The 13,696-nt window shown below is 60.7% G+C and carries 12 protein-coding genes; 5 read left to right on the forward strand and 7 right to left on the reverse strand.

Features of this window, described 5'->3' with window-relative positions; translation table 11 throughout:
* Positions 1 to 24 precede the first annotated feature (24 nt).
* From FBZ99_RS33785 to FBZ99_RS17275, 4 genes are all read left to right on the forward strand, one after another.
* Positions 25 to 1,809 (forward strand): amino acid ABC transporter permease/ATP-binding protein, encoded by a 1,785-nt coding sequence (locus tag FBZ99_RS33785; protein WP_113353721.1) that lies wholly within the window; start codon positions 25 to 27, stop codon positions 1,807 to 1,809.
* A 93-nt stretch (positions 1,810 to 1,902) separates the two neighbouring features.
* Positions 1,903 to 2,847: an ABC transporter substrate-binding protein gene (locus tag FBZ99_RS17265; protein WP_145634109.1), complete on the forward strand. Its 945-nt coding sequence runs from the start codon at positions 1,903 to 1,905 to the stop codon at positions 2,845 to 2,847.
* A gap of 119 nt (positions 2,848 to 2,966) precedes the next feature.
* Positions 2,967 to 3,863, forward strand: coding sequence for an ABC transporter substrate-binding protein (locus FBZ99_RS17270; RefSeq protein WP_113353723.1), 897 nt, complete (start codon positions 2,967 to 2,969; stop codon positions 3,861 to 3,863).
* A 9-nt stretch (positions 3,864 to 3,872) separates the two neighbouring features.
* Entirely contained in the window at positions 3,873 to 4,913 is a 1,041-nt protein-coding gene (locus tag FBZ99_RS17275) for an LLM class flavin-dependent oxidoreductase (protein WP_113353724.1), read from the forward strand.
* 101 nt (positions 4,914 to 5,014) lie between these two features.
* Here FBZ99_RS17275 and FBZ99_RS17280 read toward each other — a convergent pair whose 3' ends face one another.
* Positions 5,015 to 5,440 carry a hypothetical protein gene (locus FBZ99_RS17280; RefSeq protein ID WP_113353725.1) on the reverse strand — a complete coding sequence of 142 codons (426 nt, stop codon included), beginning with the start codon at positions 5,438 to 5,440 and terminating at the stop codon, positions 5,015 to 5,017.
* Between the two features lie 7 nt (positions 5,441 to 5,447).
* Positions 5,448 to 6,638 (reverse strand): FAD-dependent oxidoreductase, encoded by a 1,191-nt coding sequence (locus tag FBZ99_RS17285; RefSeq protein WP_113353726.1) that lies wholly within the window; start codon positions 6,636 to 6,638, stop codon positions 5,448 to 5,450.
* Between the two features lie 118 nt (positions 6,639 to 6,756).
* Here FBZ99_RS17285 and FBZ99_RS17290 point away from each other — a divergent pair, with 118 nt between their 5' ends.
* Positions 6,757 to 7,551, forward strand: a complete 795-nt coding sequence (locus FBZ99_RS17290; protein WP_113353727.1) for an AraC family transcriptional regulator — start codon at positions 6,757 to 6,759, stop codon at positions 7,549 to 7,551.
* 60 nt (positions 7,552 to 7,611) lie between these two features.
* Here FBZ99_RS17290 and FBZ99_RS17295 read toward each other — a convergent pair whose 3' ends face one another.
* From FBZ99_RS17295 to FBZ99_RS17315, 5 genes are all read right to left on the reverse strand, one after another.
* The gene (locus FBZ99_RS17295; protein ID WP_145634111.1) at positions 7,612 to 9,954 is read right to left on the reverse strand and encodes a heavy metal translocating P-type ATPase; all 2,343 of its coding nucleotides are present in this window, start codon (positions 9,952 to 9,954) and stop codon (positions 7,612 to 7,614) included.
* A gap of 177 nt (positions 9,955 to 10,131) precedes the next feature.
* A complete protein-coding gene (locus tag FBZ99_RS17300) occupies positions 10,132 to 11,112 on the reverse strand; it encodes a zinc-binding dehydrogenase (protein WP_113353729.1) in 981 nt (326 codons plus the stop codon).
* A gap of 41 nt (positions 11,113 to 11,153) precedes the next feature.
* Positions 11,154 to 11,753: a TetR/AcrR family transcriptional regulator gene (locus FBZ99_RS17305; RefSeq protein WP_145634113.1), complete on the reverse strand. Its 600-nt coding sequence runs from the start codon at positions 11,751 to 11,753 to the stop codon at positions 11,154 to 11,156.
* A gap of 56 nt (positions 11,754 to 11,809) precedes the next feature.
* The gene (locus FBZ99_RS17310) at positions 11,810 to 13,066 is read right to left on the reverse strand and encodes an arsenic transporter (protein WP_113353730.1); all 1,257 of its coding nucleotides are present in this window, start codon (positions 13,064 to 13,066) and stop codon (positions 11,810 to 11,812) included.
* A gap of 118 nt (positions 13,067 to 13,184) precedes the next feature.
* Positions 13,185 to 13,625, reverse strand: coding sequence for a universal stress protein (locus FBZ99_RS17315; RefSeq protein WP_113353735.1), 441 nt, complete (start codon positions 13,623 to 13,625; stop codon positions 13,185 to 13,187).
* Positions 13,626 to 13,696 lie beyond the last annotated feature (71 nt).

Here is a 13,696-nt window from a genome sequence, read left to right on the forward strand (position 1 = left end):
CGACAATCATAAGGGGTAAGCATCATGGCGCTGACGACGGATTTTGCGGGTGTCGATCGAGATACTGGAGCCGCCGAGACGAAGACTGACTATTCGCGTTACCGCATCGTGCCCGCGAGGCACCCTGGACGTACGGCGGGCACGATATTTGCCGCACTCGTCATAGCGGTCGTCCTTTATTCCACCTTCACCAATCCGCGCTGGGGCTGGGGTGTATTCGCCGAGTGGTTCTTTGCGGAGCCGGTGCTGGTTGGTCTTGGCAGGACGTTGCTGCTGACGGCGCTTGCGGCGGTGTCGGGGTCCATTCTGGGAACGGCCTTGGCGTTGGCGCGCGTATCGAAGTCGCCGCTGCTTGCAAGCCTCTCCTGGGGCTATATCTGGCTGTTGCGTTCGATCCCGATGATCGTGCTGCTGCTGGTTCTCAACAATCTCGGCTATCTCTATGAAACCATTAGCATCGGCGTTCCGTTCACCGACAAGGTTCTGTTCGATTATCCGACCACACAGCTGCTGACGCCGTTTGCCGCGGCCTTTCTCGGACTGACGCTGAACCAATCTGCTTTCTTTGCTGAAATCGTGCGTGGCGGCATTCTGTCGGTCGATCAAGGCCAGTTGGAAGCGGCTGCATCCCTCGGCCTGTCTCGTCGCCGCCAGGCGTTCCGCATCGTCCTGCCGCAGGCGATGCGCTCCATCCTGCCCACTGGTTTCAACGAGATCATCGGCCTCGCGAAGAGCACCTCCATGGTCTATGTGCTCGCCCTGCCGGAACTCTTCTACACGGTGCAGGTCATCTATCGCCGCAATCTGGAAGTCATTCCGCTCCTGATGGTGGCGACCGTCTGGTATCTCGTCATCATGACGGTGCTGTCGATCGCGCAGCATTATATCGAGCGCTATTTCTCCAAGGGTGCGGTGCGCAATCCGACGCCCTTGCCATTCCAGGCATTCTTCCGCCGCTTCCAGCGGCCACTGCCTGCTGCCGCGGCAGACACCAGATCGGACACCGCGACACTCGCCGCTTTTCGGAGCGTGACGGATCTTCGTGCTAAGGGTGGTGCTGTGCGCATCCACGGCATTTCGAAGAGCTTCGGCACGCTGAAGGTCCTGGACGATATCGAGCTCAACCTGCCGGCCGGCAGCGTCACAGCCATTATCGGCCCGTCGGGCTCGGGAAAATCGACGCTGCTGCGCGCCATCAATCATCTGGAACGCGTCGACAGCGGCTTCATTTCCGTCGACGGCGAGCTTGTCGGTTACACACAGAAGGGCGAGGTGCTCTATGAGCTCAAGGAAAAGGACATTCTGAAGCGCCGGACCGACATCGGTATGGTCTTTCAAAACTTTAACTTGTTCCCGCATCTCACTGTTTTAGAAAACATTATCGAGGCACCGATCCAGGTGCGCGGGGTGAGTCGCGACGAAGCGACTGTCTTTGCGCAGGAGCTTCTCGCCCGCGTGGGTCTCAGCGACAAGATCGACGCCTATCCCCGCCAGCTCTCCGGTGGCCAGCAGCAGCGTGTCGCCATCGCTCGCGCGCTGGCACTGCGGCCGAAGGTTCTTCTCTTCGATGAGCCAACCTCCGCACTCGATCCTGAGCTCGTCGGCGAAGTGCTCGATGTGATCAAGGAGCTTGCCCGCACCGGCACGACGCTCGTCATCGTCACCCACGAGATTGGCTTTGCCCGCGAGGTCGCCGATAGCATCGTCTTTATGGAGGGCGGCCACGTTATCGAAGCCGGCTCGCCAACGCAGATCCTCAACGATGCGAGACATCCGCGTACGCGCGCTTTTCTCGCCAAGGTTCTCTAGCAGTCGCAGGTAGGCATTTGACGCTCTGACGCAACGGGCGTCCTGATCATTGTAACAACAATAACAACTTAGAATTGAAAAAGGAGAAGGGAAATGGCATTCATTAAGAGAGCAAAATATATCGTTGCCGGCGTGCTGACGGTGGCAGCGATGAGTGGGACGCCGACGATTGCGGCCGAAAAGTTCAACCTGAGCCCGGATACCTCCAATCGCGTTCGCGCCCAGAAGGACGAGGCAGCAATCAAGGCGATTGCGCCGGGCTTCAAGTTCGTCAATCCCGGCAAGTTCACGGTCGCGATCAACCCATGGGATCCGCCGATCGCCACCTATGCGACTGACGCCAAGACCGTCGTAGGCGCTGATCCGGATATCGCGCAACTGCTTGCAGACTCCCTCGGCCTGCAGCTCGAGCTGGTGCCGGTCGCCTGGGAGGATTGGCCGCTCGGCGTCTCCTCCGGGAAATATGATGCCGTCATTTCCAACGTGACGGTCACGGAAGAGCGCAAGCTGAAGTTCGATTTCTCGACTTATCGCAGGGACGTGCTCGGCTTCTATGTGAAGGCCGACAGCAAGATCACCTCGATCAAGGAGCCCAAGGATGTCGCTGGCCTGAAGGTCATTACCGGCGCCGGTACCAACCAGGAGAAGATCATTCTGGAATGGGACCGGCAGAATGTGGCAGCCGGCCTGAAACCTATCGAGGTACAGTATTACGATGATCGCGCCGCCGCCGATCTTGCTTTGCAGTCCGGCCGTGCCGATGTCGAGTTCAATCCGAATGCGACACAGGCCTATAAGGCCGCCATCAACGGCACAAGGAAGCTTGTCGGCACCGTCTCCGGCGGTTGGCCGCTGACGGCCGAAATCGCCGTGACGACGAAAAAAGGCGCTGGCCTTGCCGATGCCGTCACGCTCGCGCTCAACGATCTGATCAAGAACGGCAAGTATGGCGAAGTGCTGAAGCGCTGGAGCCTCACTGCCGAAGCGGTCGATCAATCCAAGACCAACCCTGCGGGCCTGCCGAAGAGCGGCTCGTAATGTTGGTCGGGCGGACCGGCGTCAGTGGGGCTCACGCCGGTCCGCTCCCATCCATCTCAAATGGAGAGACAGGTTCCGTGACTATCCGCATTACGTTCAAAACTGTGATAGCAGCCGCCATGGCGCTTACCTTGACCGGTCTTACTCCGGCAATGGCAGCCGAAGATTTCGATCTGAGCCCGGAACAGCCGGGACGTCTTCACGCGGCGAAAAACGAAGCGGCGATTGCCGCTATCCCAAAGGATTTCAAGTTCGTCACACCAGGCACATTCACCGTGGCGGTCGCGCCAGGCGGCCCGCCGCTGGCGACCTACGCGACGGATGCCAAGACTGTCGTCGGTGCCGATCCCGATTATGCCTATGCCGTCGCCGATGCGCTCGGACTGAAGCTCGAGCTTGTCCCGGTCGCCTGGATTGACTGGCCGCTTGGGCTGACCTCAGGCAAATATGATGCCGTCATCTCCAACGTCGGTGTCACCGAGCAGCGCAAGGAGAAGTTCGATTTCTCCACCTATCGACAGGGCCTGCACGGTTTCTTCGTCAAGAGCGACAGCAAGATCAGTGGTATCAAGGAGCCGAAGGATGCTGCCGGGCTGCGCATCATCGTCGGGGCCGGCACGAACCAGGAGCGCATCCTGCTGAAATGGAGCGATGAGGATGTCAAAGCCGGTCTGAAGCCGATCGAGCTGCAATATTACGACGACGAGGCGGCGAGCCTTCTGGCCCTCCGCTCGGGGCGCGCCGATGTCATCGTGCAGCCGCACGCCCAGCTGGTCTACATCGCCGCTCGCGACAAGAACATCAAGCGCGTGGGCACACTGAGCGCCGGCTGGCCGGATCGCTCGGATGTCGCGATCACCACGCGCAAGGGCAGCGGTCTCGCGGCGCCACTCACCATCGCAACGAATGGACTGATCAAGGATGGCACCTACGCCAAAATCCTCGACCATTGGCACCTTGCCGAAGAAGCCTTGCCGAAGTCGGAAACCAATCCGCCGGGCCTGCCGAAATTTTGAGGAGACAGCATGAGCCGCCAAGCCCCATCGATCAGCCATATCGGCTTTCTGACGCCGGGAAACTATCCGGATGAGGATCCGCTCGCCGGCCTGGAACAGACCCTGCAATTGCTTGAATACGGAGAGCAGAAGGGTTTCAACAGCGCCTGGGTTCGCCAGCGGCATTTGGAGCCCGGTATCTCCTCAGCGAGTGCCTTTCTGGCGGCTGCAACGCAGCGCACGCGCCACATCGAGCTTGGCACCGCCGTCATTCCCATCGGCTACGAAAGTCCGTATCGGCTTGCCGAGGATCTGGCGACTGTGGATGTGCTGTCGCGCGGACGATTGAATATCGGCTTGAGCGCTGGTCGGCCGCTGCATGCGGATCTGATCGGGCCGCTTGCTTTCGATGGCGATTGGGAGAGCCACGATTTCTCCCATCAGAGGGTGCTGCGCTTTGCCGACAATCTGAGGGGCGCCTATCTCGGCAATCAGGATACGGTCATCAAGACGCCGTTCGGCCCGCAGCGTCCGCGGCTTCAGCCCTATGCGAAGGGTCTGATCGATCGCATCTGGTATGGCGGCGGCTCATTGCGGTCTGCCGAATGGGCTGGCCGCAACGGCTTCAATCTGCTGATCGGCAATGTCACCACGGGGGAGCAGACAGACGATTTCTTCGTAGCGCAATCGCGCCAGCTGGAAACCTATCGCGCGTCTGGAGGTGATTCGAGGCGGGTGGCGCTCGGCCGGGTCATTGTGCCTTTCGACAGCGCAGATGCGATTACCCGCAAACGCTACACCGACTATGCGGCTGGCCGCTATGAGCGCACGCTTACGCCTCAGGGCGAACGACGCACGCTTTTCGCCCGCGATGTCGTCGGCTCATCGGATGAGATACTGGAGCGCCTGCGCAAGGACCCGATCCTGCCCCATGTGAGCGAGTTCCGGCTGGAGCTGCCCTACGAATTTCATGATGAGGAATATCGGCAGATCATCCATGACTTCGTGACGCTGGTCGCTCCGGAGCTTGGCTGGAAGGAGACCGCGCTTCTGCGTCGATCCGCATCCTGAGGGCTACGGCCACCCCACATCCGTAATGCCCGGATCGACGGGTTCTACGCCCGTCCGATCCGGTTCGCTTCTGTCCTGAAGAGCTTGGGCTACAGCCTCTGTCAGCAGGCGAGAGAGGTCGCGGCGTCCGTTCCTTCGAGAATTCGCTCAGCAAGAAGCAGGGCTTCCTTCTGAGACGCAACGATTTCCATTCTTATGCCGAATGCCTTCGTTGCAAGGTTCGTCTGCAGCTGCATGGCGGCGCGCTTGATTGCGCTTGCCTCAATGCCAATGACTGCCTTGCAAACGGCAGCAAGCGCCGTCTTGTTCTTCTTCAGCCAAATGCCGCGGGCCTTGCGATCCTCGTGCTCTTCGGTGTGTTCGTCGCCTTCCATGATCACGACGAAAGGCATCGAGAGAGCGAGCAGGGCGTCCATCTCCCGCTCCCATTGTTTCGAATAACCTGGCTGGATAGCCACAGCGGATTGGCGCACGATCGGCCAAAGGGAAACGTCGTGAAAGGTGAAGTTGGTTGTATCGATTGTCATATCGGTCTCAGGCGATCTTATCGGTCACGGCGGCAAACAGCATCTCGGCGCCGTGTTGCGACGAGGCGATGGCGTAAGCCGCTCGCTCGCGCATATCGGTCTCGTAGTCCAGCAGGGCTGTGCAGGTGGTCTTAATCTCCTTTCCGGCTTCGGCCAGGATCTGCGCCAGCATGCGGGCATCTTCGAGAGCCGTATTGGCGCCGAGGCCACCGGCAGGGCTCATCGCGTGGATTGCATCGCCCAGAAGCGTGATGGCACCGAACGGCCAAAGGGCGTCGGGGCGTCCGCTTCTGACGGGAAGCGCTGCTACCGCTTCGGCCTTGCTCCGGCTGATGATCCGCTTCAATTCAGGATGCCAGCCGCGCATGGCGGTTCTGAGCAAGACAGGCAGATCCTGGGTATGGTCGTACGTTTCCAGTCCCAGCCTTTGGCGGGGGCCGATCAGTGCCCAGTAGAGGTAATCGGCGACCGGCGTAAGCTTGCAATCGGGCGCGAGACTGGCGGCAAGCTTCGGGAAGTGATCGCCGAACCGCATGAGATCGAAGATTGCCGTGCACCCATCGGCAAAGATCACGGTCGTTCCGTCTCCAAGCAGATCGGCGGCATCGCTCAGCGGTATTTCGCTCTTGCCGTAGACACAAATGGAGCCCGTGTCCACCGGCTCGGCATAGGGTGCCAACTGGCGTCGCACCTGCGAGTTCACACCATCTGAACCGACGAGTAGGCCGCAGGAAACCGAGGCGGCACCTTCGAAATGCACTTCGACACGCCCATCATCCATGCGGCGATACCGCGTAAGGGCATGGCCGAAATGAACGTGATCCTCAATCCCCGACAACAGGATTTCGCGAAGGGTGAGGCGATTGACACTCAGATCGCCGTCATCATCATTTTCGCCGGTATCCCAGCTCGTCGGCGTGCGGCCGGTAACGGGCAGAAGCTGAGGCGTCAGGAAGCACGCGGATCGAGGGCTCGTCGAGGCGGTCGCTCGAAAGAGGTCGAATTGAGTCTTTAGAAGGCAGGCTTCCAGCGCCTGTTGTCCATTCTGATCGATTCGGATGCGATAGCCCTGCAAGCGGCTATCAGCTGCCGGATCGCGCTCGTAGACATCAAAACGGATGCCGGCGCGCTTCAATCCCTGGGCAAGGCACAGGCCTCCAAGGCCTGCGCCGATGATGACGACATGAAAGTCCTGCATAGGCCTTCTATTCCGTTCACTATTCGACTTCGATTTTGTCAGGGAAGAATAGCGTGCCACGACCGGGACGTGGTAACGACATTCGGTCTTTAAATGTTGCAAAGCGGCCAAACGGAACATGGGCATCGAAGATATTGGCGAGCGTCTCGACGGGCCACCGCTCATCGCCTTCTGGGGATCGGATGAACCGGGCAGCGCGTTCCGCTTAGGCACTCAGGAATATGATTGGCACGCGCATGGCCGCGGGCAGCTTTTCTGCATCGAAAGCGGGCTTGTCCGTGTCGATACACCTGGTGGTTCCTGGCTATTGCCGCCGCAGCGTGCGGGCTGGATTCCGCCAGGTGTCATGCACAAAGCGGGGATCAACGGCGTGCTGAGCGGCTGGGGTATCCTGCTGACACCGGACGCCAGCGCCGGATTGCCATCGACACCCTGCGTCCTGAGCGTGAGTGAGGTTTTGCGGGCATTGGTGCGTCGCGCGGCGACATGGCACTGGGAGGAAAAGCTCTCGCCGCAGCAGCGTCGTCTGGCAGCCGTTTTGCTGGACGAGGTTCGGGCCGCACCGCGCGAAAGCCTGCATTTGCCTATGCCGGCGGACCGGCGCGCTTTGCGCATCGCGGAAGCCGTACTGCGGGAACCGGCCAGCGAGGAGACCCTTCATGCGCTGGCGCTGCGGGTGGGAGTATCCGAGCGATCGGCCAGGCGGCTGTTCAATGCCGAAACTGGCATGTCGTTTGCCAATTGGCGGCAGCAGGCGCGCTTGCTGCTTGCGCTTGAATATCTGAGTGCGGGCAAGCCGATCGCCGAGGTGGCGGACAGCCTGGGATATGCGAGCGCCAGCAGTTTCATCGCCATGTTCAGAAGGGCATTCGGCCTATCGCCGCGTCGTTACCTCTCCGTCCGGAAAACTTGATTCGCGCTTGAACGACAACAGGAAAAGGCGCCGACCTGTCGATCGGCGCCCATAGATGGCCTACGCGGCTATCCGGCGAGGCCGGAGGGCGAGCAGGCGCAGCGCATTCATGGTCACCAGTACGGTTGCGCCGGTATCGGCGAGGATCGCCGGCCAAAGTCCGGTGATGCCGACGATCGTGGTGACCAGGAACACGCCCTTCAGGCCGAGCGCGATGGTGATGTTCTGGCCGATATTGCTCATCGTCCGCTTGGAAAGATCGATCATCTCGATGACATCTCCGACGCGGCCATGCAGCACGGCGGCATCCGCCGTCTCCAGCGCAACGTCGGTGCCGCCACCCATGGCAATCCCGACATCGGCTGCTGCGAGTGCAGGCGCGTCGTTGATGCCGTCGCCAACTTTAGCGACGTGAAAGCCTTGCCGCTTCAGATCGCCGACGATCCGCTGCTTGTCTTCGGGCAGCAATTGCGCGCGAACCTCTATGCCGAGCGTCTTGCCGATCGCCTCAGCCGTGCGCTGATTGTCGCCCGTCAGCATGATCGTCTTGATGCCCGCATCGGCGAGAGCCTTGAGGCCTGCTGCCGTATCGGCGCGCGGTTCGTCGCGCATGGCGAGCAGGCCGGCTGCCGCACCCTTGGCAACGATGATGGAAACCGTCTTTCCTTCATCGTTGAGTGCGGCGATCCGGGCAGAGTGCTCCGAGGTCAATGAAGCGCGGTCAGCGGCCGCCTGCGGCGATCCGAGGAACACGTCCAAACCATCGACCGTGCCGCTGACACCCTTGCCGCCGATCGCCCTGGCGTCGATGACCTGAGGGATATCCGTTCCGGCTTCAGCCGCGCGGTCGAGGATGGCGCGGGCGAGCGGGTGGCTGGAGCCGGTTTCGAGCGCGGCTGCCAGCCGCAGCACGTCCGTATCGCTCATGCCGAGGCCGACGATATCGGTGACCTTGGGTTTGCCTTCAGTCAGCGTGCCGGTCTTGTCGAAGGCAATAGCGGTGACCTTGCCGATGTTCTCAAGCACGGCACCGCCCTTCAGAAGCAGGCCGCGGCGGGCACCGGAGGAGAGCGAAGCGGCAATTGCCGCCGGCGTTGAAATGACGAGGGCGCAGGGGCAGCCGATCAGCAGGATCGCAAGGCCCTTATAGACCCACTCGCTCCAGCTGCCGCCCAGAAGTAACGGCGGAAGAATTGCGACGAGCGCGCCGACAACGACGACCCCAGGCGTGTAGTAGCGAGAGAAGCGATCGATGAAACGCTCCGTCGGAGCCTTCGACTCCTGCGCTTCCTCAACAAGTTTGACGACGCGGGCGATGGTATTGTCCGATGCTGCCGCCGTTACCCGAACACGCAGCGCTGCATCGCCGTTGACCGTGCCCGCAAAGACGGTTGCATCCACGCCCTTGCGCACAGGCGTGCTTTCGCCTGTGACCGGCGCCTCATCGATAGCGCTTTCGCCGGAAAGAATTACGCCGTCGGCCGGAATACGGTCGCCCGGGCGAACCAGGATGATGGCACCGACGGCAAGGCTTTCGGCTTGCACTTCGCGGGCTTTGCCATTCTCTTCAAGGAGAGCGGTCTCAGGCACCAGATCGGTCAGAGACTGAATGCTGGCGCGCGCCTTGCCGGCAGCGACACCTTCCAGCAATTCACCGATCAGGAAGAGGAAGACGACGGCAGCGGCTTCTTCGCTGGCACCGATGATGACGGCGCCGATGGCCGCGATCGTCATCAGCATCTCGATCGAGAACGGTGTTCCCATCCTTGCGGCCATGAAGGCGCGCCGAGCGATCGGTACTAAGCCGACAAGCATGGCGGCAGTGAAGATCCACATATCCCAGGCCGGTATCAGCTTGCCGGCACCCCAGGCGGCGGCGAGTGCCACGCCGCTTGCGATCGTCAGGCGACCCTTGGCGGATTTCCACCATGGCCCCGTGGTCGATCCATGATCGTGACCGTGAAGACCGGCGACCGAGGCATCGTGCTCATCCGAAGCGCGGCTGTGATCGGCGTGATCAAGTCGATGCCCGGCGGCGCCATGATCATGTTTGCCGTGATCGTGGTCATGATCATGCCCCGCATGGTCGTGGCGATCGGACGTGTGCGTATGATGATCGTGCCCGCAGCCGCAGGCATGGTCGCTCTCTTCGGCCTTTGGTGCGGCGACATTGCTTTGCGGCAGCGGGAAAACTTTGTAGCCCAGTCCCGTGACCCGCTTTGCGATGTTGGGCAGCAAGTCCGGATCGCTCTGATGCTTGACCGTCATGATACCTGCGGTGACCGAGACGGAAACATCCTCGACACCCTGCAACCGGCGAACGGCCGTGTCGATTTTCGCAGCGCATGAAGCGCAATCCATGCCCTCTACGCGATAGCGGCTGTGTTGTGTTGTCGACGTCATGTTTCGGTTCCAGATTTTCTGCTGGAACCATCGGTACATCCTCTAGCAACTAGAGGGACAAGAGCAATTCTGCGAATTTTTGCGCAATCATTCGCAGGCGCTGCAATCGGTCTAGTCATATACCGTGAAGCCGCCCAGCTCCCTGCGGCGGCTGCTTACGGCATGGCGCAGGGAGACCTATAGTAGTTTCAGCAGGACCTTGCCGGTCTTGCCGGGCGCCAGCGAGGATTTCACAGCTTCCGCGATCTCCGCGATGTCATAGGCTGCTTCCACCGGCAGCTTGACCTCGCCTGAGGCGACGCGTGTGATCAATTCGCTGATCAGCCGCCGCCGCTCTTCCGCCGGCATGGCGGCGCTGACCTTGATGCCCCAGAAGCCCTTGATCGTGAGCTGCTTGAAGATGACGGCCCTAGAAGCGATCTGCATCGGCTTGCCGGCAGCGGTGCCGAAGGAAACCAACAGGCCGTTTTCGCCCAGCAGGTCTGCCAGGTCATTGCTCGCAACACCACCGACGGAATCGACTGCCGCGCGGATCGGTGCATCGCCGACCATGGCGCGCACCTTCGCCTTCCAATCTGGCGCGGCGGTCGAGACGGCATTGCCGATGCCGAATGCAGATAGTTCATCGATACCGCCGTCGCGCCGAACGAGATTGATCATGTGTATGCCGCGGCTGTGTGCCAGCATGGCCAGGGTCTTGCCGACAGCACCATTCGCTGCATTCTGGATGATCCAGTCGCCGCGCTCGACATTGAGGGATTCCAGAAGCGAAATGGCGCTGAACGGCATGGCGATCAGTTGTGCTGCGGCTTCGTCGGAGATCACGTCCGGTACCGGAACGAGGCTTGCCGCAGGTGCCGTGAATTGCTCTGCCCAGGTGCCATGGACGCCGGCTGCAACGACCCGTTTGCCGATCAGTGTCTTGTCGACACCTGCTCCCACGGCATCGACGAAGCCAACCGCTTCGCTGCCGCCGATGGCAGGCAAAACCGGCTTGTAGCCATAGGCGCCGCGCACGGTCCAGAGGTCGTGATTGTGGATGGGGGAGAGAATGGTGCGAATGCGCACGTCTCCTGCGGCGGGCTCCGGCATGGGCATGTCGGCCAGATAAAGGACCGCAGCCGGATCGCCGAAGACATCGTGGATGGCACTGCGCATTGTATTTTCCTTGCGTGTTGACATGCTGGTCCTGCTTTGGATCAAAGGCTGCCGGGGGCCGAAAGGGCTTGTTCGGTGGCAAGCATGGCCTGGTCGAGCGGTGTCCTGTCTTTTCCGAGCTTGGCGAGGATCGCTGCCCCGAGCCAAAGGCTATAGAGCGAACGAGCCGTCTTTTCCGGGGTGCAGGATGGTGAAATCGAACCGTCCTCGCGCCCCTCGGTGATTGTTTTGGTGAGGCGGCGAATGAGATCCTCGACACCGCCGAGCAGGATCACGCGCATGTTGTCTGAGAGATCGGAGATCTCGGCAGCAAGCTTTACCACCAGGCACCGATCGGCGAGGCTGGTATTGCCATCGGAAAGCCAGGCATCCCAATAGTGCATCAGGCGTTGGCGGCCATTGCCCTTCCAGCCGAAGAGCGCGTCGAGCCGCTCGGCATAATCGGAGCAATATTGCTTTAGCAGGGCGCAGCCGAAGGCCTCCTTGGATGCGAAATAATAATAGAATGAGCCTTTCGGCACGGCGCTCTGTTCGAGCAGCTCCTTCAGGCCTACGCCTCCGAAACCCTTGCGCAGCACCAGTTCCCGCCCGATTGCGAGAATATGGCTCCGAGTCAGCTCTGATTTCTTCTTCGTCATCATGAGCGGTCCGTAACAAATAATCGACCGGTCGTCTATAAACCCGATGTTGTTCGCGGTCAGATCAGTGCGAGGGCCGCAAGCGAGAGGATCAAAGCCGGAAACATCACGAGAGCGCCGATCCTCAGGAAAGCCAGTGCTCCCATGTGGAGCCCTTCGCGGCGAAGAGCGGCAAGCCAGAGGATGGTGGCGAGCGACCCGGTGACGGAGAGGTTGGGTCCAAGATCGACGCCGATCAGCACCGCGCCGGCAATGGAATCAGGAACATGGGCGGCCTGCACGGCGCTACCGGCGAAAAGACCGGCCGGCAGATTGTTGACGAGGTTGGAGACGATGGCAACGGAAAGCCCGGCAGCCCCGACCGCCTGTGTCTGCGACTGAGCCGCCAGAAGTGCCAGCTTTTCAGAGAGAAGAGCGGTGAGGCCCGTGTGATTAACTGCCTCGACGATCACGAAAAGGCCCGCAACCAGAGGTATCACGCTCCAGCTTATGCCACGAACCGTTTCCAGCGGATTTTGCCGGGTGAGGGCGAGAACGATGACGGTCGTAAGCAGGCCCGCGACAAATGTCGGGATGCCGAGATCGAAATTCATCGCCGACGCCGCGATCAGAATGAGGGCGGTGACCACGAGACCCCATCCTGCCAGCTTGGCGCTGTGGGAAAGGGCGGGTTGTCCGACATCGCGGGCGATCGTGTCTTCCGCCAATGCATGCCGCTGCGTCCAATAGAGGCAGGCGAAGGTGACGATGATCGAGACGATTGATGGCAGCAGGAAGGTCTGCATCCAGCGCGACAGGGGTGGCATCTCCCCGCCGGCGAAGATGACCAGATTGGCCGGATTGGAGATCGGCAGCACGAAGCTCGCGGCATTGGCGATGAAGGCGCAGACCAGCAGATATGGCATGGGGTCCTTCACACGCGCCGCACGGCAGGCTGCGTAAACGGCCGGCGTAAGCACAACGGCGGTTGCGTCGTTCGACAGGAATACCGTCACGACCACGCCGACGACATAGACGAGCACGAACAGCCGGCGGGGAGAGCCCCTGGCATGCGAAGTGGCGATCGCCGCCACCCAATCGAAGAGCCCTTCGCGCCGTGCGAGCTCCGACAACAGCATCATGCCGATCAGGAAGAGATAGACATCAAACCCTTTGGAAATGCCTGTCCATACATCGCTTGGGCCGATGAGCCGCAGCGTAACGAGAAGTGCTGCGCCGAGCACCGCCCAGATCGCTTCCGGCCATCGGAATGGGCGTGTGACAACACCGAGGGCCGTCAGGCCGGCGATGCTCCAGGTTATGGCGGATTCGGTCATTCAGCTCGTCTTGGATTTGAGGTCGGAGCGGCTATGTAGCATCCCTGCCGAGCCGCGCAAACCGTAACCACGCCATGTTTCGATAGAATCCGGCATGATGGACCGCTCTAAGAGAGCGCTATGCCTTCCTTGCTATATCGTCATGCGATTTGTCAGCTCGCTCGACAAGGACGGAACATTCCGCATGGCGGATGACATATTCGACCGTCGAACCGAAGATGCGATCGATAATATCGGAGGTATGCGTCGCAAGAATGATCAGGTCGGCCTTCTTCTCCTTGGCGACGGTCAGCAGCGTCTTCGATGCCGTGCCCATGCGTACGTCGACGGAGGCGGTAATGCCGAGACGCCTGCACAGAGCATCGAGCTTTTCCTCAGCCTCCGTGATCACCGAAACAGCCCAATCGTCCGGGCTTTCGCGTCCGGAGGGAAAACGCTCGATAACATGCGCGACGGTCAATTCGCCGCCTGGAGATAAAAGTGCCTGAGACGTCCGCAACAGGCGTTCGGCGCGCTCGCGCGAGCCCAGCCCAATTGCGCAAATGATCTTGTCGTACATTGCATTCTCCCAAAACGTCCCGGCCGGAAGCAGTTCTTCGGCCTCGCTTGCAATCTTTCCGGTTAAACTTG

This window comes from Rhizobium sp. ERR 1071 (assembly GCF_007828675.1).
Taxonomy (GTDB): domain Bacteria; phylum Pseudomonadota; class Alphaproteobacteria; order Rhizobiales; family Rhizobiaceae; genus Rhizobium; species Rhizobium dioscoreae.